Annotated in this window: 17 protein-coding genes and 1 pseudogene; 7 read left to right on the top strand and 11 right to left on the bottom strand. The window is 42.3% G+C overall.

Annotated elements, in window-relative coordinates; translation table 11 throughout:
- Nucleotides 1-126: 126 nt before the first annotated feature.
- From CLHUN_RS20995 to CLHUN_RS20965, 6 genes and pseudogenes are all read right to left on the bottom strand, one after another.
- Nucleotides 127-525: pseudogene (locus tag CLHUN_RS20995) on the bottom strand (transposase); the annotation flags it as partial.
- Nucleotides 526-663: 138 nt separating this feature from the next.
- Entirely contained in the window at nt 664-1065 is a 402-nt protein-coding gene (locus CLHUN_RS20990; protein WP_080066649.1) for an Imm7 family immunity protein, read from the bottom strand.
- 14 nt (nt 1066-1079) lie between these two features.
- Complete coding sequence (locus CLHUN_RS20985) at nt 1080-1439, bottom strand: restriction endonuclease fold toxin (protein ID WP_207559196.1); 360 nt, start codon at nt 1437-1439, stop codon at nt 1080-1082.
- Nucleotides 1439-1954, bottom strand: coding sequence for a hypothetical protein (locus CLHUN_RS20980; protein ID WP_080066647.1), 516 nt, complete (start codon nt 1952-1954; stop codon nt 1439-1441). Before CLHUN_RS20980 ends, CLHUN_RS20985 begins: the two co-directional genes overlap by 1 nt.
- A gap of 661 nt (nt 1955-2615) precedes the next feature.
- Entirely contained in the window at nt 2616-3308 is a 693-nt protein-coding gene (locus tag CLHUN_RS20970) for a hypothetical protein (protein ID WP_080066645.1), read from the bottom strand.
- A 613-nt stretch (nt 3309-3921) separates the two neighbouring features.
- Nucleotides 3922-5976 (bottom strand): alkaline phosphatase family protein, encoded by a 2055-nt coding sequence (locus CLHUN_RS20965; RefSeq protein ID WP_080066644.1) that lies wholly within the window; start codon nt 5974-5976, stop codon nt 3922-3924.
- A gap of 327 nt (nt 5977-6303) precedes the next feature.
- Here CLHUN_RS20965 and CLHUN_RS20960 point away from each other — a divergent pair, with 327 nt between their 5' ends.
- From CLHUN_RS20960 to CLHUN_RS20940, 5 genes are all read left to right on the top strand, one after another.
- The gene (locus CLHUN_RS20960) at nt 6304-7209 is read left to right on the top strand and encodes a LysR family transcriptional regulator (protein ID WP_165755816.1); all 906 of its coding nucleotides are present in this window, start codon (nt 6304-6306) and stop codon (nt 7207-7209) included.
- Between the two features lie 96 nt (nt 7210-7305).
- Nucleotides 7306-8238, top strand: coding sequence for a DMT family transporter (locus CLHUN_RS20955; RefSeq protein WP_080066642.1), 933 nt, complete (start codon nt 7306-7308; stop codon nt 8236-8238).
- A gap of 177 nt (nt 8239-8415) precedes the next feature.
- Complete coding sequence (locus CLHUN_RS20950; RefSeq protein ID WP_080066641.1) at nt 8416-9123, top strand: ABC transporter permease subunit; 708 nt, start codon at nt 8416-8418, stop codon at nt 9121-9123.
- A gap of 18 nt (nt 9124-9141) precedes the next feature.
- A complete protein-coding gene (locus CLHUN_RS20945) occupies nt 9142-10260 on the top strand; it encodes a taurine ABC transporter substrate-binding protein (RefSeq protein WP_080066640.1) in 1119 nt (372 codons plus the stop codon).
- 220 nt (nt 10261-10480) lie between these two features.
- Complete coding sequence (locus CLHUN_RS20940) at nt 10481-11296, top strand: ABC transporter ATP-binding protein (protein ID WP_080066639.1); 816 nt, start codon at nt 10481-10483, stop codon at nt 11294-11296.
- 200 nt (nt 11297-11496) lie between these two features.
- Here the strand turns inward: CLHUN_RS20940 and CLHUN_RS20935 are convergent, their stop codons facing one another.
- From CLHUN_RS20935 to CLHUN_RS20910, 5 genes are all read right to left on the bottom strand, one after another.
- Nucleotides 11497-12381 carry a cysteine ABC transporter substrate-binding protein gene (locus CLHUN_RS20935; RefSeq protein WP_080066638.1) on the bottom strand — a complete coding sequence of 295 codons (885 nt, stop codon included), beginning with the start codon at nt 12379-12381 and terminating at the stop codon, nt 11497-11499.
- A gap of 18 nt (nt 12382-12399) precedes the next feature.
- Entirely contained in the window at nt 12400-13143 is a 744-nt protein-coding gene (locus CLHUN_RS20930) for an amino acid ABC transporter ATP-binding protein (RefSeq protein ID WP_080066637.1), read from the bottom strand.
- Nucleotides 13144-13155: 12 nt separating this feature from the next.
- Nucleotides 13156-13833: an amino acid ABC transporter permease gene (locus tag CLHUN_RS20925; protein ID WP_080066636.1), complete on the bottom strand. Its 678-nt coding sequence runs from the start codon at nt 13831-13833 to the stop codon at nt 13156-13158.
- Nucleotides 13814-14473, bottom strand: a complete 660-nt coding sequence (locus tag CLHUN_RS20920) for an amino acid ABC transporter permease (RefSeq protein WP_080066635.1) — start codon at nt 14471-14473, stop codon at nt 13814-13816. The genes CLHUN_RS20925 and CLHUN_RS20920 overlap by 20 nt, the downstream gene beginning before the upstream one ends.
- A gap of 760 nt (nt 14474-15233) precedes the next feature.
- Nucleotides 15234-16655, bottom strand: a complete 1422-nt coding sequence (locus CLHUN_RS20910; protein WP_080066634.1) for an MDR family MFS transporter — start codon at nt 16653-16655, stop codon at nt 15234-15236.
- A gap of 150 nt (nt 16656-16805) precedes the next feature.
- On the opposite strand from CLHUN_RS20910, the gene CLHUN_RS20905 reads away from it, so the two are divergent.
- Together CLHUN_RS20905 and CLHUN_RS20900 are read left to right on the top strand one after the other, a co-directional pair.
- Nucleotides 16806-17561 (top strand): MerR family transcriptional regulator, encoded by a 756-nt coding sequence (locus CLHUN_RS20905; RefSeq protein WP_080066633.1) that lies wholly within the window; start codon nt 16806-16808, stop codon nt 17559-17561.
- Between the two features lie 196 nt (nt 17562-17757).
- Nucleotides 17758-18699, top strand: a 942-nt coding sequence (locus CLHUN_RS20900) for an eCIS core domain-containing protein (RefSeq protein ID WP_117387094.1), incomplete at its 3' end; no start/stop codon positions are given.

Genomic DNA, 18699 nt, shown 5'->3' with positions numbered 1-18699 from the left:
TAGCATTTGCCAAGAGCGTAATCAAGGCCACGCCGCTTCGCGGTGGCTGGTTTCTGCACCTCTGGCTCCAAAAACCAATTTTGCTATCGTCACAGAGAGCGATTTACAGAAAAAATCTCACAGAGCCACAATGGCACTGGCTTTGGCTCCACGGGTTGTATCGGCAAAGAGCCAGTTCTTTCTACCTGTGACATAAGGCCTGATGGCATTTTCGGCACGATTGTTGGAAATTTCAATGCGCCCATCCAACTGTGGATCAAATGAGCTTTCTCTGTCTTGGGGAACATCAATTTCCATTTCTCCATACGAGCTTTTAATTGATTTTTGCTTCTTACCATTACGGGAATTTGTGTTTTCTGACCTTTCGTATGGTTCATATCCGAGGTGATTGTCCAGTTCAGCTTCAAGCATGTTTTGGATTGTACCGCCCAATAAGTCTTTTAAAGCCTCCTGAATATCCTCAGCAGTTTTGATATCATATTCCTGGAGCAGGGATGCTATGATGTTTCTTTTACCTTCTGTCATTGCGATTTTTTTCTTAGCCATAAAAAATCCAGCTTCCTATGATTTTTAATTTTATCATAGAAAACTGGATTTACAGACTTTATTTCACACTCTCTGCACTTCAGAATCTTTATGCACCTAAGGTAACATTATTCTATGTCAGTCTTCGTCTTCCACTGTCGGGCAATAAGGGGAAAGAAACGGATCTTGTTGCAATTTAAGTATTCCCCTTGACAAAACGAACACTTGAAAAGCATTGTTGAACCCATCTGTATCTTCATCATTTCGTAAATATAACAAACCATACGAACCAGGTGCTAATGTCGCTATCCGTTCAAATAAACCAACAATATTCTTGATATCATCTGAAAAATGATTTGTGAATTTTGTTGCTGTTAGACTTGCTTCACCGTTGCTGTAAACAATTTGAAGCAATGTTTTGTCTATGTCCAATTTTTCAATTTCTTGGACAAGGTGGTTAATAATTTGTTCTAAGTTTACATCTTCATTGTCTGTTGTGAAATTTTCTCTGATTAGTGCCCAACCATGCAATTCAACCATAAATACCTTCCTTTCTAAAATAACGGCGTTATGTCTATAATTGGTTCTATGCCATATCGAAATGCATATTCCGCAATTTTACTGAGAACACTCGAAGATGGGGAACCTTCAAAATGGAAATAAGGTTGCTTTCCATTTTGGCTTGCCGCTTCAAATGTAGCCTTTGCCTGATTTCGGAACGATGAACCCAACTTAAAATCAGCAGGTTTGCTTTGAGCTATATACCTGTCACTTATAGCATCAAATTCTCTGCCAGTTGTATCGTTTGAAAATCTAACCCGGGATTCTCCATTGATTCGTTCTGCAAGTTTATCCGCTGCTGGATCGGGACTATCTACTTTTTTAAGATCGCCAGAATAATCCGCATTGTGCACTAACACGCCGTTTTTGCCCACATGATAAGTATGGAAAGTGTTGTTCCGGCTGTGCAGACAATTACAACGATAGCAACAACAACCAACACAACAACGACGATCAGCTTCCAGTGTTCTTTACACCATTCTCCGACAGAAGCCACCCCATCGCAGAACTTCTCCCAGCCGTTTTTCTCGCATTCCGGCTTGAGATAGTAGTATTTCTCAAAAAAATCATCCTTGCGCTGATTGATCAAATCGGCCACTGCGCCGTCAATTCGAGCGGCACCGGCGATGAATTGTTCGCTGTTCTGGCTAAACGTCTCAAGCGATGCTATTTTATCATCTTGTGTTTTGGTAGAGGTTTGTATGGAATTGATAACATCGTCCAAATTGCACACGCTTTTGTTGATCGACAAAGTCTTGTTTTTCAGCGTAGCCAATTCAGATTTATAATCTATCACAGACTTCTTGACATCTTTGATCAGCCCGGGCATTTGGTTTATTTTGCCCGCATACAGAGCGATAGTTGCCATCCATATCCCCCCAACTTTTATATTGCTGTTTTTTTGACCTCTTAGTGGTACACCACTTTGCTTATTTTATCATATTTAGAACCTGTTTCCAATCTCTCAGAGACTTGAGATAGCGTAACTTTGCTGTAGGATTTAATTGGACAGAGATATCCCTTGATGTGGTTCAGATTTACTTTCTGCTTACACTATAGCTATTTCCTGTTTTATTTACAATCACCAAATGTGATTTTTAAAGTATGCTATCTTTTTTATTTCTGGAAAAGGAATACTATGAGTCATTCGCTCTACATAGCGTTGCTCCTCTGTTAGCCGTTTGTTTTCCGCTCGAAACATTTCACTACTTAAATAGATTCACAACGATTGAATTATTGGAAACCGTTGAACAGGCAGACAAAGATTGTGGAAACTGCGGTTGCGAATTTGACCTGCTTTATAAAAGAGCATTAGAGTTATTGCGGATGGTATAATCTTACTGTAAATATTAATGTCCAAAATAAGTATCATCATTAGGACGAAAAATCTGATAAATATTCTATATTTACGCATATTATTAATATATGCCAACCCTCAATGAACCTCATTAATTACTTTTTTATTTAGCAAAAAGCCGACTCCGTTATAACGAAATCGGCCTTTTTATAATATTTTGAAATTTTAATTCTTACCAGTTTGCACTCTGATTGATAGTATAGGATACAGAGCCTGAACCGCTTGTTGCCCATACGATAAGCTTATAAACTCCAGCCGGCAGGCTTGTCACGCTAATTGTTGCTCCTGTACTGTCTGAGTCATCATACCTTATGGTCTGCTGCTGGGAGTTTCTTAATTCCAGACCATAGCCGTCAGGAATAATTAACTGAGCGTTGTAAGCCCCTGTATTTGATACATAGAAGGTATATTCCTTTGCAGTGTAAGAAGGAATATTTGCAGTTTGATAAACTGTGCTCTTATTGGTTATGTTATCTGTCTGAATACTTGTGGACTGATATATGTTGTATGTACCGGTATCATGACCCGATGTGCACCATATCACCAGTTTGTATATGCCTGCAGGTATTGAATTTTTGGTGATTTCAGCCAAAGTTCCGTCTGACTCAACATAACTTACGGTCTGCTGCTGGGAGTTTCTTAATTCTAGACCATAGCCTATAGGAATGTATAACTTTGCATCATAATAGGAGTCCTGAGAAAGATAGAAGGTGTATTCTACCGAGTCATAATTGGGTATTACGTTGGAGCCTGTGATATGGCCGATGTTGGAAATGTTACCACTGTAAGTTGTTGCAAAAGCACTTATGTTTACTGTAAAAACCATAACAAGAACTAGAGCAAGTGATAATAGCTTTCTTTTCATAAATAAAAATCCTCCTTAAATGTTTTTTATGTATATTATACTATCATAAGCATATAATTACTTCTATATACAAATTATACAATAAATACCATAATGCTGATTAATATTGTTATATTTTCCACAATATACCAAATAATATTGTTTTTATCGTTCATCGCAATGAGGATAATTCAGGGGATTTACATTATATACTTCCCTTCCTGTCCATAGGAAGGGTACTAGTACTCAAATGCTTTTTCAGAAGGCCTTTCAATTAAGAATATGTAGAATTTTTCAAGAAAGCGCAATATGTAGATAAAATTAATTGTATGTAGATAAAATTAATTGAAGGTGATATTTTAAGTTATTGTGGAATAATAAATAGGATTGAAATAAACTCAACAGGCCTAGGATGTTGTGCAATCCATAACTCTGCTGCAAAGGCGGAACGTAAATCCTGTAAAGATACAAAGGATATTCCACCAGAAGCGACAGTAAGCCATTTAAAGCCATAAATGCATTTTTGAATTTAAATTGTTCCACGGACGTAATGCAATGTTCCGTCCGTGGAATGCCAGTTATAATACGTCCATTATCCTTGTTGCCTTTTATAGAGCAAGCCTATGGATATACCTCACAGTTCATCGGCGAGAATCTGATAGATGGGCGCACCTTCGCATTGTGCCGGTATTCTTGTGCCCAGCAGCACAGCCATGGTGGGAGTTACATCTACCTGACGGATGACGCGGTCTGTGGTAAAGCCGCTCTTGATGCCCGGTCCGGCAGCAATAAAGATGGGTGAAACCGAGGTGTTGTAATAGCCCTGGGCCGTGGTCAGTCCGTCTCCGTGCAGGCGGTTGAAGCCCTCTTCAACAGTGAAGAAAATATCACCGCACTCCGGGCCGTTAGTTCCGAGCAGCACGGCATCCTTATTCCTGAGGGCAATGCCGACTACACGCTTTCCGGTGCGGTCATCCCTGTAATTATACAAGTCGGAGATGATCTGCTCCTCCAGGTCATATTTATTTTCAGGATCAACGATACCGTATTTATCCCGGTTCTTTACATTGATGTAGATATAGTTGCTGCGGATCTGAACTGCCCTCGTTTTGTCCCAATCGATTTCGTTTATGGAATTTCCGGCGCTGTCCTTTTTAAGAACAGTATAGCCCAGCTCCTCCATGATTCTGGTATTTACGCCGGCATATTCACCGAGAATCGGGGGCACGTTTTCACCTACCAGCAGCCCGTGATCCGAAACAATCAAAATCGTGTATCCTTCATCCAAATAGTGCAGGAAGCGGCCGAGATACCTGTCTGTCTGTTCATAGAAGCGGTCAATGATTTCCTGATTGACTTTTTCGTCGGTGTGTTTCCATGGTTCCAGTGTTTTTCCCAGATGCCAGATCTGATGCCCGGCACAGTCCACATTATGGAGATGGCTGAATACCACGTCATAATTTTCGTAATCCAGCAGATAGTTCAGGGAATCGGCCTGCCATTTGCAGTAGATATCCCACGACGGTTCGAAAACCTTATCCACAAGTTCGGAATCTTCACCTCCGATGAGGCTGACGGGCGGTATATACCCCACGTTTCCGATAATTTTATCCAGCAAGGTTACCGGGTGCCAGAGCATATTGTTGGTGGTATCCAGCGCATTACTGACCCACAGGCGCAACTCCGTTCCGTCCGGGCCCAGATCAAGAATTTTATAGGAGCGGCAGCATGGCTTCGTCACCCCTTTTTTTGTCGCGTTGTCAATGATGCCTGAGGTCATTTTGCCTTTTTCCAGAACTGCAAAGGGTTTGGTGTCCTCCTTTGAGCGGTAAAGTGATACCGAGTCATATACACCCCGGTTGTTTTTTGTGATGAGACCAAAGCGGCTTTCCTTGCCGGCTGAAATCAGCAGCGTGAATTCCAGTGCGTCATCCGGTGATGATTTCCAGCCATTTGCCTGTTTGATAGGAGAAAAAATCATGTCATATGCCACCTTGGCCCCTATCATCATTTCGGTATCGTCCAATGTGTTCACATAAGTTCTTATTTCTCCGCCTTTTCTTGCTTCATCACCCCACCAAAGTTCCATCATTTCATCCGTATCATCATCCCCTGATGATAAAACTTCACTGATATCGGTGATGTTGCAGCCCACGCCGGCAGCTTTTTGTGTATGGGGGATGAATTTCAGTTTTTTTGTTTCAGAGGAGGCATAGAGGACCTTCTCCCAATCCATCTGTGCCACTCCCATATTGACAGAGCCTGGCTGGGTACCGTCAACCACATGGAGCAGCGGACTCTTGGAGCTTGGCGGCCAGGATGAGCCGGGCCAGTGCCAGACCAGGGTTTTGAGGCCTGCCTCCGCTGTAACGTTCCATAACTGTTCGGCTTTGCAGTTTCTTGAATCCATGTTATACACCACAGCATCCAGGCTCTGGGGAGATTGCCGCCAATAACAGGTGATACCGTGGGTACCCGGGTATGCGCCCGTTGCCAGCGTTGTCCAGCAGGGCGGAGTAATCGTGGGATGAGCCCCAAGCATATCCAGCTCTTTTCTCGAGGAACCCAGTGCGAGATAGCGCTTTATATGAGGCAGCCGTCCTTCATCAACCAGTCTTTTTGTAATCATTGGGTCCATTCCGTCTATACCTAGAACAATCAATTTTTTAGTTCGGGATTCCCTGTTCATTTCGACCTCCTTAGAACCTGTTTAGTATTTCATTGCACTGCCATTTAGGCGGATTTTGCGCCATGCTGCGTTAAATCCACTCAAAATACCAAGCAAGCAAATACTAAACAAGTTCTTATTAAAATCATACTATACATATCTAAAAACTATAATAATGGATTCGCAACTTTATGGACAGTACAAAATAATCATACCGGATATCGAAAATAACGATAGTAGCCAAGAGGAGAATCCCCGCTGAACCATTTCAGAAAGCTGTTGACGTATATTAAAAATAAATGTATATTAAACATATAGGAATAATAGAAATTGTGAAAGAGGATGCGTATGAAATTCGAGCAGCTACATTTATTTAAAGAAGCTGTCAAGTATAATTCAATTTCAATTGCTGCCGAGAAAAACTATATGTCACAGTCCTCCGTCAGTTACTCCATTGTCAACCTGGAAAAGGAACTTGGGATTGAACTGTTGAAAAGGACAAACGCCGGTGTAACGCCGACTCAATTGGGGGAGATTGTCCTTCAAAAAACGGAGGACATTTTTAAATCGGTGGGCGAAATTGTTCAAGTGACAAAAGAACAGCTCAATGCCGGAGAGGTCAATATTACCAGCATTCCGTGCATTTGCGACTGGATAATACCGAAAACAATCCAGAGACTGAAAGAGCATACGGCAGACATCATCCTGTCGGTAACAACCGCCGAAAGCAGTCAGGTTGCTCACGACGTATCATCAGGAATTTCAGAAATCGGAATACTGATCAATTACGGGGAACTGGAGCGCAATACCGATCTCAAATATTCGCCGTTGTTTTGTGATGAATACATGCTCTATGTGGGAAAAAACTCCCCTTACTGGGACAGAGACAGCATCACATACGGAGAGCTGGTGAAAGAGCCTTATGTGGCCTACCGTGATGAATTCAGAAGATATAACGGCGGCCTGACAAATATGATTGGGACCGACAAGTTACCCAACGTCATATTCCGGACTGACAGTCTGGACTCCATCAAAAGTATGATCATTCACAATCATTATGTAGCTTTTTTTCCGAAATACATGTCTGGAAATGATGTGTATATCCAGAGTGGCCTGATCAGACGGCTGCCTATCTCAGACAAAAATCTGGAGTTTGAGGTGGGATATGTAGAAAGTATGAAATACAAACCAAACAAGATTGATAAGATTGTGCTGGATATAATCAAAAAAATGGTCAAAGAAATCAAAATATAACGAGGCGATAAAATTTTTCTACAGCCAAAAAATTTTACAAGTCAATTTATCGGCTTTTTAATCAATGCATTATAAAATCAGACGGAGGAAAAAGCATTGTTGTATGGTTTGGGGTCAGGATTTCTGTGGGCGGTGCAGACCGTTATACTTTCACTCGTATTGGCTGCAGGAATCTTCACACAGTCCTCTCAGGCAGTTTTTCTTGCGCCTGTTGTGGGCGCTTTTCTAAATGACGCTATATCGGGCGTCTGGCTATTAGTATTCCGGAAATCATACAGACCTTTCAGAGGCAGCAATGTCCTAACGTTACTGAAAAGCAGGCAGGGAAAGTTGCTGTTACTCAGCGGCTTGTGCGGCGGACCTTTAGGAATGGGTGCCTATGTTCTGTCAATCAGATGTGTGGGAGTCACGGATACGGCTGTTATTTCAGCTCTTTATCCGGTGGTCGGTTCGATTTTAGCCCGGCTGTTCCTGCATGAAGCATTGTCCGGAAAACAAATGGCGGGTATTCTTATGAGTGCAGCCGGTGTCATTGGCATGGTCGGCCTGCCGTGGGGAAATAGCGGACATGCCGTCAATTATATACCAGCTTTTGCCTGTGCGCTGTTCTGGAGCCTGGAAGCGGTGCTCTCATCCTATGGAATGAAACATGGCAGCATACCCTTTGAAGCTGCGCTGCAAATCAGGCAAGGGACATCCTTTCTGTGTTATGCGGTTGTGTTTCTGCCCATGCTCAATGCCTGGAGCTTTACCGGACACATTTTGTCAAACCGGATCATCCTTCTCCTTTTCCTGACGGCCCTGCTGGAGACAGGTTCCTATCTGCTCTATTACAAGTCCATCAGCGTGACCGGCCCGTCAAAGGCCATGTCCATGAACATTACATATATTATCTGGTCAATACTGCTGAGTATTCTCATTTTCAAAAAACTGCCCACGGCATATGAAGCATTGAGCATAGTCATACTGTCTGCAGGTGTTTTTATGGTCATAGGATTTGGCCGGAAAAACAAGGGATGTGAGCTATGAAAATATTCAATACCCCATATGAAACGAAAGGGTATTCCTTATTTAGCGGTTTTGAGTTAAAGTAAATGTATATAAAACATATATATTTAATATGGATTGGAGGGGCAGATAATTAATAGAATCAGTAAAAAATACATTGTGAGTATTTTAACCGGTGTCGTTTTCCTGGGTTTGTGGATGATCTTGACTTGGAATCACAGGATTTCAAGCATAATTATCCCCTCTCCGGCCGAGATGTGGAACACACTTTTGGATCTTCTGCAGAAGGGCTATAAAGGTCACACTTTGTGGGCACATTTGCTGGCCAGCTTGAGAAGGCTTATGATTGCATACATATTTGCTGTCGTAACGGCCATTCCATTAGGATTGCTGAGCGGGTACTCCGACAAGATACGTGCAGTATTTGAACCAATCATTGCATTTATACGCCCGCTTCCGCCACTGGGATATTACACCATCATTATCCTGTGGATGGGTATCGGTGACAGCTCCAAGATATTTTTGCTGTTTCTCGGTGCTTTTGCTCCGATATATGTTTCTTGTGTTGCTGGTGTGACACGTGTAAAACAGGATTATATCAACAGAGCCAGGACATTGGGCGCAAATCGCCGGCAAATCTTTTTCCATGTTATTTTGCCATCCTCCCTGCCGGATATCTTCGTTGGTTTGAGAAACGCTATGAGCAGTGCATACGCAACCTCTGTTGCTGCGGAAATGGTTGCCGCTGTATCAGGCATCGGCTGGATGGTTCTGGATGCCAGCAAATATCTGCGCAGCGACGTCATATTTGTAGGCATTATCATCATGGGAATTACCGGGATTCTGCTGGACAAAATATTGCTGTACTTGGAAAAGAGAATTGTTTTTTGGAAAGGGAAAAATTAAAAACAGGAGGTCATTGAAATGAAATCGGTAAAAAAAATATTAGCAGCAGTCTTGATCTTGATTTTGGGAAGCCAGTTGTTGGCGTGCGGCGCAAAGCCGGCCAACGAGGTGACACCCTCAACGGTAGCCTCGGCAGAAACCTCAGCAGATGCTGAACCATCAACAACGGATAAAACCAAGGATCCTGTCACCGGGGAAAAATATCCGGAAGTAATCAACATCGGTGTTATTGAAGGCGGTCCTGAGTCCGCCATTCTAATTAAAGAGAATTATTTCAGCGGTATCGATATCAAGGTCAATGCCGTCACTTATGCAGCGGGTACGGCGATTAACAACGCTGTTGTATCAGGTGATGTAGATGTTGCCTCTTTTGGTTCATCGCCCATTGCTCTTGGCATCGCCAACAAAATCAGCTACAAGGCAGTTTTCGTGTCCTATATAGAAGGTGGAAATATTGAAGCTCTGGCTGTTAAAAACAAACTGGGCATAAAGGATGTAGCCGGCCTGAAGGGTAAGACCATCGCCGCACCGTTCGGAACCACATCCCATTATGCGCTGCTTAACGCTTTAGAACTGAACGGTCTTAGTGCCAATGACGTGAAGCTGCTTGATATGGGCGGACAGGACATTGTGGCTGCATGGAAACGAGGAGATATTGACGCTGCGTATATATGGAGCCCTGCGCTGGATGAAATAGTAAAGGATGGCACGATTGTCATCAATGACGGCGATCTGGCAGCGAAGGGTGTCACCATCCCGGAGATCGGTATTGCCAGAACTGAGTTCGCCGAGAAGTATCCTACCCTGGTCAGCCAGTACGTCAAAGCACTGATCAGCACGTATAACCTGGTTAAGACAAATCCTGATCAAGCCACCAGGGATGTGGCCGACTGGGAGGGAATAGCCATAGAAGGAGCCAAGGGCCAGGTCAACGATAACATCTGGGTTTCTGGAGAAGAACAGCTCACGGATAATTATCTCGGCACGGCAAGTAAAAAGGGCAAGCTGGCAGAAACACTCAAAACCATCGCCGACTTCCATGAGGCACAGGGCAACATCAGTAAAACACCCGATATCAAAGTATTTGAGGCCGCAATAGATCCTTCTTTTGTGGAACAGGCATTAAGGCATGATTAAATAATAACTTCTCCATTTTGAGGCGGTCATTTTAAAGTAAAGCTTCGCTGTACTTCGCCAATACGACCTTGTCGTCAGTTGCAATACGGTCGGTATTGCGCCTTTCTCCGCCTTGTCTTGACGAAAAACATCTCGCCTCAAAAGGTCGTTTTATTATTTAATCATGCCTAAAAAATAAGCTGGTCAGTTTTATGACGGCAGAATAGCGGCAGGAATTAGTATGGATAACGAAAACATTAATAAGTTCGAGAATTTTTTTGAAGCTGCAAATGAATTGATTTCCATGGATGGTGTGTCTTTGGTATACGACAAGAAAAGCGACGCGATTCCCGCTATCGACAATATCAACATTAATATCTATCCGGGAGAATTCGTATGTGTAATGGGGCCCAGCGGCTGCGGCAAGAGCACGCTTCTCAACATCCTTGCCGGCTTCGTTCTGCCCACCAGCGGGAATGTAAAAATAAACATGACTGAGATTAAGGGAATTGACTCACATAGAGGCGTTGTTTTTCAGCAGCCGCCCCTCTACGAATGGTACTCTGTCCGCAAGAACATCGCTTTCGGTCCAATGATGAAAAAAGTACCGAAAAATAAAATCAGAGAAGATGTGGAGACCTACCTTGAGAAAGTCGGTCTGACGCAGTTCGGAGACAAAAAGGTATATGAACTCTCAGGTGGGATGAAGCAGCGTGCGGCTATTGCCAGCGCCCTCATTAACAATCCGGAGATTCTGCTCATGGATGAACCCTTTGGCGCTCTGGATGCACTGACAAGGGAACAGATGCAGGACTTGATCCGGAAAATATGGTGGAATTCGGGCAAAACTATATTCTTCATCACTCATGATGTAGACGAGGCACTGCTGTTGGGCACGCGGATACTGGTCATGTCAAAGCATCCCGGAAAGATCATTGCCGATCTGCCGGTGAATTTTACAAAAGACCTCATCAATGAAAACTCGGATGATGCAAGATATACCGAGAGCTTTCATATGAAAAGGAAATATATTTTACAGCTTATCAACGAGCAATAAGACTTACATAAGGAACAGAAAAGACACATTATCGGAAATAGGGTTTTATAATAGAAATGGGACTGAATGCAGTTGTTTAAAAGCTGCATTCAGTCCCATTTGTGCCTGGAATTCAGTATCTGTTTCCCAGATATCCTTGCATTACCTTGTATTACAATGCAAAAATTTATATAATGACCTTGATATATTTTACCAATTTATTATTTCTCAACAACTCCGCCCTCAACTACAAGATTGTCAGGATTAACTGCGTCACCGTAAACAGAGGCAAGGGTTTCTTCAAAATCTTTGTGGAAAAAGTTTTCCTTACCTAAGGTTTTGATTTCATCATTGAGCCAGTTGAGCAGTCCGGTATTTCCCTTTTGAACAGCCGGAGCAATGGTATCAAGCTCTCCAAGACTTTCTATGCCGACAGTAAAGCCCTTGTTCTGCAAAGCCCATGCAAGAACTTCAGTATTGTCTGTTGAAAAAGCATCTCCTCGTCCATCTAAAAGTGCATTATAGGTTTCGGTATATTGATCGAACTTAAGTAATTTTACTTCCGGATGATTTTTAGTAAAATAGGTTTCGGCAGTGGTTCCTTTTGCAACAATCAGGGTTTTGCCATTAAGCTGGGATACATCAGTAATAAGTGACTTGTCAGGGCTGACAACTCCAAGTGCCACCTTCATATACGGAAGTGCAAAATCTACTGATTGAGCTCTCTCTTCAGTAACTGTAAAATTTGCAAGAATAATATCTACTTTACCGGTTTTCAAGTATTCTACACGGCTGGCAGGTTCAACTGATACAAATTCCACGTTCACTCCCAGATCTTTACCTATACGGTTTGCAAAATAAACATCATAACCCTGGTATGCTCCTTTTTCGTCTACATAACCAAATGGAGCCTTATCGCTGAATACTCCGATGATAACTTTACCGCTTGACTTTATATCCTCCAGTGATCTGGAAGTGCCGGCTGAAGAAGTTTGAGCGGCTGATGAGCCGGCGCTTGAGGAGCCTGTTCCTCCGCAGCCTGCAAGAAGTGTGAGTGCAAGCACCAGCACTAAGATAGGTGATAAAATTCTTTTTAATTTTTTCATTATAAATCCCCTTTTCTGTTAATAATTAAATATATTCAAAAACTTGCGCGCACGCTCAGTTTTTGGTTGAGTAAAAAATTCTTCCGGATTCCCGGTTTCTACTATTTCTCCGCTGTCAATGAAGACAATACGATCTGCTATTGCTCTTGCAAATTGCATTTCATGTGTTACAATAATCATGGTCATGCCGCCCTTTGCCAATTCCAGGACTACATCCAGTACTTCACGTACCATTTCAGGATCTAACGCCGCAGTGATCTCGTCAAACAGCATCATTTCGGGTTCCATCATCAGAGCCCTCACAATAGCTGCCCTTTGCTTTTGTCCGCCGGATAACTGACGGGGATAGGAATTTGTTTTATCCAGAAGTCCCACACGTTCCAGCAGCTTTTTTGCATCGGCAGCAGCTTCCTGCTTAGTACGTCCCTGTACTTTTGTGGGGCCAAGCAGTACGTTATCTATTACCGTCATGTGAGGAAACAGGTCGTAGTTTTGAAATACCATGCCTATTTTTTGACGTATCTGGCTCCATTGAGTTTTACCGTCGGTAATCACCTTTCCGTCCAGCAGGATATCCCCTGCCTGAATTGGCTCAAGTCCGTTGATGCATCTCAAAAGCGTACTTTTCCCGCAACCCGAAGGACCTACTATAACCACAACCTCACCCTGGTGAATATCAAGGGAGATATCCTTCAAAACCGCATCATTTCCATATTGCTTTTTTAAATGCTGAATTTCCAACACCTTTTGTGCCTGTGTCATTTTAACCTCCTGTCAATTCATCCAACGTTTTTCCAGCCGGCCGGCCAAACGTGAAATGGGAAAGCAAACAATAAAATAGAGTAAGAAAATAGTCCCATAAATCCACAGTGCACCCGATGGGGCAGTATAACGGTTAGCTTCAATAATTTGCTGCCCGACCTTCAAAACTTCTACAACCCCTATCAGAACAATCAGAGAAGTAGTTTTGACCATGCGTGTCATCAGGTTTATTGATAAAGGAAGCAGCCTCCGCACTGTCTGTGGAATGATTATATACCTGTACACCTGCAGATTGGTCAGCCCTAAAGCTGTTCCGCTTTCATACTGATGTTTTGATATGGAAATCAGAGCACTCCGCACCAGATCCCCCATTTCAGCGGTTCCCCACACGACAAAGACAATTACGGCTGACAGTTGGCCTGAAAGATTAATTTGAAAAGCTCTTGTCAAACCGAAATAAACCAGAAAAAGCAGCACTAACTGTGGCATGATACGTACAAATTCCAGATAGATTCTTGTAATTGCTTTTGTCACAGGATTTTTTAAGGTCATCACTATTCCAAGAAAAATTCCCAATACAAAGGAAATGGAAACAGAGATAAGCGCTATTTTTACAGTAATCCATAAACCACCCAGCAGCCGCAAAAAGTTACTTCCTTCAAAAAGAACTCTAATGCCCAAATCCTGCATAGCGCAACCTCCTCTCCAGTAATGACGCGATAATTGAAATCGGCAGCAGAATGACAAAATAGGATATGACCAGCATAAGCAGTGCTTCATCAGTTTTGTAGTACAATCCTATTAAATCCTTTGCCACGTACATCAAATCAGCAAGTGCCACTACGCTGAAAACAGAAGTCTCCTTTATCAAAAATATAATGTTTGCGCAAAAAGCAGGTACTGAAACTGAGATAGCCTGGGGTAAAACAATATACCTGATTATTTGTTTGTGCTGTAAACCAATGCTGAGTCCCGCCTCCACCTGACTTTTTTCTACTGATTCCAATCCGCTCCTGAAGGCTTCAGCCATATAGCTTCCGCCGAGAAAGGACAGGCCAAGTATGGCACAGCCCTCAGAACTGATCATTATACCCAGCTTTGGCAAACCAAAATACAAGAAGAACAACTGTACCAATAAGGGCGTATTCCGGGATAGTTCAATATAGCCTGATATAAGCCGCTTCAAAGCAGGTATTTTATAATATTGAATCAAACTGCAAACAAGTCCTGTCACCAGGGAGAAAACAATTCCCCAGAATGCAATCCGGAGCGTAAGTGCGGCTGCAGTAACATACATAGGTGTGTATTCTGCAATAAAATCAAAATCCAAAATAACATGCTCCTTTCATAAAGTCAATTACGGTTTAAACCTTTGCCTTCCAGGCGAATATGTGCTCTCAGGCATTTATTTAAAGATTTCAACGGTTTGGATTTTAAAGAGTTTGTACTTCAGGAGGCTTAGCCTCAACCCAAACCATAGGCTTTCAGCAGATGGTAATTGACTTAAGCAAAATTCACAATACAGTCCCTGCCAATAAATTTATACACCAGCATAAATCATACTATTCTTATATGATTACTTTGATATATTACTATATTTCGTGTAAACTGTCAACAAATTAAAAACTCAAGATTCCCCGGCCAGAAGGCCCTTGAAATAAGCGGGTAAAGAGAGAATAAGACTATCGATTGGATAAATTATCGATAGAAAACTGACATTTTGCAGACCCGGCATTGATACTTCTGGAACGCGAATAATCCTTGCCGAAACGGTAAGGTCTTTTTGAAGGGCATCGCTGACATAGATGTTTGATAAGTTGGGGCGCAAATTTACAACCATGATGGGTGATTTCTTTGGCTGGGGTGTTGCTTGCCTGATATGGGCAATTTCGGGTAATTTTTGGCTCTTTTTAATTGCAGTTTTATTTAACAGTTTGAGCAGATTAACCAGACGGCATGGTATTGTTTATTGATTGAGGATGCAGATTTCAAGGATTGATGGCTGTCTGTGCAAACTGGCTGTTATAGCTGTCTGGTTCATATCATTCATGCATTGCCGGATACTGATGCTGACATTTCATTTGAATATATTATTTCTTAGATTTCTTGTTAGTTAAGAACAAAGTTGGAATGAGCAATACCAAGCTAAGGGCTAAGGCTAACATGAAACCATCGTGGTAAGCAGTGGTCATGAGTGGAATTGTCGGTGCTTTACCTTGGATTGAAAGACTAACAACCGTTGCAAGCACTGCTGAACCGAACGCACCGCCAATATTTTGCACGAGCCGGGTTCCGACACTGGCTTGCGCAATTTCTTGTTTGACCATACCGGTATATGCATCAGTCATCATGGGAATGGCGATACCACCGATACCTATACCGCGAACAAACAAGACAATACTCACAACAATGAGTGAAGATGCCTCATTGAAGAAGACAAATGGAATCGTGCCAAGGATGGCTAATGTCAAACTTACCAAGACAACATTGCGCGCACCCAATTTATCAGTCAGCTTGCCAATCAATGGACGAGCAACTAACATACCCATACCTTGCGGAATCAAGATCAATCCGGCGCTCAAAACCGAGAAGCCCTTAATGTTTTGGAAAAACAAAGGTAATAACAACATCGGACCGTTGGTGGCAATCCCTGCAAGGAACAAGCCAACCATGACCGCGCTGAAATTTTTCAACTTAAACAAGTGCAATGGGAGAATTGCCTGTTCCTTCTTGATAGCAGCGTAAATCATGTAGATGGCTGAAATTGCGACTCCAGCAGCAACATAGCCAATCGTTGTGCGGTTGTTAAATGTAGCATTCTTCGCTGCTTTAGTAATCCCATAAATCAAAGCGGCTGAACTGGCACCCAATAAAATGATACCAATGAAATCGAATTTGGCTTTAATATTAGCTGGCGTGAAGTCAGGCAGCTTCAAAATCATCAAAGAGATGGCAAGAATACCAATGGGAATGTTGACAAAGAAAATGTAACGCCACGACAAGAATTGGACAATCACAGCCCCGATAACCGGGCCAAGGATAGGACCCAAGACCGTTGGGATACCAATGGTCGACATCATACGTCCCATTCGCTCCCTTCCGGCGATTTCAATAACCAAAGTAGTCACCAATGTCATAATAAAACCGGCACTGAAACCCTGAAAAACCCGGAAAATAATCAATGAATTTATATTCCAACTAAATCCCGAAGCAATAGAAGCAGCTAAGAATAAGATATTGGCGCCTATCATTAACCATTTACCGTTGAAACGTTGAACCATCCAACCTGCAAGCGGTACTGAAATTGCCATAGCTAACACATAACCTGTAATTACCCATTGAATTAAATCAAGTCCGATACTGAAATCATTGCTCAAGTGCCTGATAGCAATGTTGACCATTGTTGAATCAAGCAGGGGCATAATTGCCCCAAGCACTAAAATCCAAGCAATGTTCATGATGCTCTTTGGAATTGTCTCAAGTTCTGGGGCTTTTTCATTCTTGCTCATCATAAATAAAACACTCCTTATTTTGTGGGGCGCTTATGTCCATGGTTTTTTACTTTACAAAGCGCCGTTTTTTTGCTTATAATGAGAGCATAAACTATAACGCTACGTTCGAGTCAAGGTTTTTTTTGAAAAATTTTCGGAGGAGAAAAGGCAATGAAAAGCGTAAATGAAGTAAGTAAGCTCTCCGGCGTAAGCCGCCGCACCTTGCAATATTATGATGAAATCGGATTGTTGCCGCCCAGCGAGGTAAAAGAATCAGGCTACCGCCAATATGATGACGAGAGCTTGCGCCGGTTGTGGAGCATTCTATTTTATAAAGAACTTGGACTTTCCCTTGACGACATTCGGTTGTTGCTTGAAAATCCAAAGGAAATGGAAAAAGAGATCATGCGGCAGCATAAACAAATTCTCTTGGAAAAACAGTCCGGACTGCAAAAAATGATACTGTCAGTTGACCGAATATTGAATGACGATTTTGATATTTCAATGCTGAGGGATTTTGATAAAAATAGACTTGAAGCGGTAAAGAAAGCATATGCGAATGAACTCCGGATGTTAATGGAAAGCAAATTTTTTCTTCCGGTCGTGAAAAGCGGCATACTTCCGGGTCGTACATCCCTTGTAAAAAACGCTTCGAATATAATGAATGTGGATTTTGGTAAGCTCATTTCTCTTTGCGGGGATGTCATGCAAAAGTTTCGCGAGGCCATGATGGATGGTCCGGAGAGTTTAGCGGCAAAAAAGGCGGTTACTGCTTATAGAGAGTTGATAAATATGTGGATTCCTTGCGATGATACAGCTTTTCGTAAAATCGCACAGGCATACTTGAATGATAAAGAAGAATTGGACAAAAAGACACCGGGACTTGCGGAGTTTGTATATGAAGCTATTTCATATGTGTATCAGTAACCAATATTAGTCTTGAGCGTAACAATATGCATTATAATATCAGGGATATTAGCTATGAGAGGTATCACTTATAAATTTTAAGTACGTTAATTATCAATTTATGAAGTGAAATTTTTAATCACTTGGCTGTTAAACCACTCCTGAAATTTACTTAATATAACAGAGGCTAGATGGATATTTTAGGAGTGAGTCAAACATGATGACAAAGATGCTGGTAAAAAAGCCGGAGCCGGCTTTAGGCAGGACAAACAAGCCTGTTCAAAATAAGCCTGCCGTAAAGAAGAAAAATGTAAGAATAACGGATCACAGGATATTGATGACGATACTGCTCAATGATCCTGATGCTATAACAACCGAAGAGTTTCTGTTTTTGCAATCTGTTGTAGGATTCAGGCAGGCATCACTAACAAGAGAAGAAGGAAGGAAACGCAAACAGCAGAGAAAGCTTCAAGGCATGAACCCTACTTTGGCAGAAAAACCAAAGCTTGAAAGTAAGTATGATGGAAATACAGAGGATATGAGCTTACAGGATAGCAATACCAAGAATCCGATACAGATGGTAAAGCAGGATGTAAGCAGTGCTGCTCCAGGCTCGGGCTTGCCGGATAAACTGCAAATAGGGCTGGAAAACCTATCTAGGGTCAGTCTTTCTGACGTACAGGTGTATTATAATTCTGATAAGCCTCAGCAGGAGGGAGCACTGGCGTATACTCAGGGAAGCGAAATTTATATTGGGCCGGGTCAGGAAAAGTATCTCCCTCATGAGGGCTGGCATGCGGTACAACAGAAGCAGGGAAGAGTAAGTGCAGCATTTCAGCTTAAATCGGGCCTTGATGTGAGCGCTGACGAGCATTTGGAAAAAGAAGCCGACATAATGGGTAAAAAAGCGGAGAGTGACGCTGAGGACAGTATATTAGAGATTAGACAAACAAACGGAGTAAAGGCTCCAGGCACAAAAAGAACTGTTATCCAGAGAGTTACAACACAGGAAGAAGGAAGGGCACTTAATAGCACTAAAAAACAGGAGACAGCAGAAAAAGCTGAGATAATACCGGCAGCATATGGCGAAACCAGCGAAAATGTAAAGAAAATACAGCAGGTTTTAATGAGTATGAATTACTGGACAGGAAGAAGCGGT

It is taken from the genome of Ruminiclostridium hungatei (assembly GCF_002051585.1).
Classification (GTDB): Bacteria; Bacillota; Clostridia; order Acetivibrionales; family DSM-1351; genus Ruminiclostridium; species Ruminiclostridium hungatei.
Note: the sequence above shows the minus strand (reverse complement) of the source record. Positions and strands in the feature narration are given on the sequence as shown.

Coding starts and splice junctions, on each gene's coding strand:
- CLHUN_RS20990 (WP_080066649.1), bottom strand. CDS start 1,065: ATGGTTGAATTGCATGGTTGGGCACTAATCAGAGAAAATTTCACAACA.
- CLHUN_RS20945 (WP_080066640.1), top strand. CDS start 9,142: ATGAAATCGGTAAAAAAAATATTAGCAGCAGTCTTGATCTTGATTTTG.
- CLHUN_RS20940 (WP_080066639.1), top strand. CDS start 10,481: ATGGATAACGAAAACATTAATAAGTTCGAGAATTTTTTTGAAGCTGCA.
- CLHUN_RS20965 (WP_080066644.1), bottom strand. CDS start 5,976: ATGAACAGGGAATCCCGAACTAAAAAATTGATTGTTCTAGGTATAGAC.
- CLHUN_RS20935 (WP_080066638.1), bottom strand. CDS start 12,381: ATGAAAAAATTAAAAAGAATTTTATCACCTATCTTAGTGCTGGTGCTT.
- CLHUN_RS20910 (WP_080066634.1), bottom strand. CDS start 16,655: ATGATGAGCAAGAATGAAAAAGCCCCAGAACTTGAGACAATTCCAAAG.
- CLHUN_RS20930 (WP_080066637.1), bottom strand. CDS start 13,143: ATGACACAGGCACAAAAGGTGTTGGAAATTCAGCATTTAAAAAAGCAA.
- CLHUN_RS20960 (WP_165755816.1), top strand. CDS start 6,304: ATGAAATTCGAGCAGCTACATTTATTTAAAGAAGCTGTCAAGTATAAT.
- CLHUN_RS20970 (WP_080066645.1), bottom strand. CDS start 3,308: ATGAAAAGAAAGCTATTATCACTTGCTCTAGTTCTTGTTATGGTTTTT.
- CLHUN_RS20980 (WP_080066647.1), bottom strand. CDS start 1,954: ATGGCAACTATCGCTCTGTATGCGGGCAAAATAAACCAAATGCCCGGG.
- CLHUN_RS20905 (WP_080066633.1), top strand. CDS start 16,806: ATGAAAAGCGTAAATGAAGTAAGTAAGCTCTCCGGCGTAAGCCGCCGC.
- CLHUN_RS20925 (WP_080066636.1), bottom strand. CDS start 13,833: ATGCAGGATTTGGGCATTAGAGTTCTTTTTGAAGGAAGTAACTTTTTG.
- CLHUN_RS20950 (WP_080066641.1), top strand. CDS start 8,416: ATGATCTTGACTTGGAATCACAGGATTTCAAGCATAATTATCCCCTCT.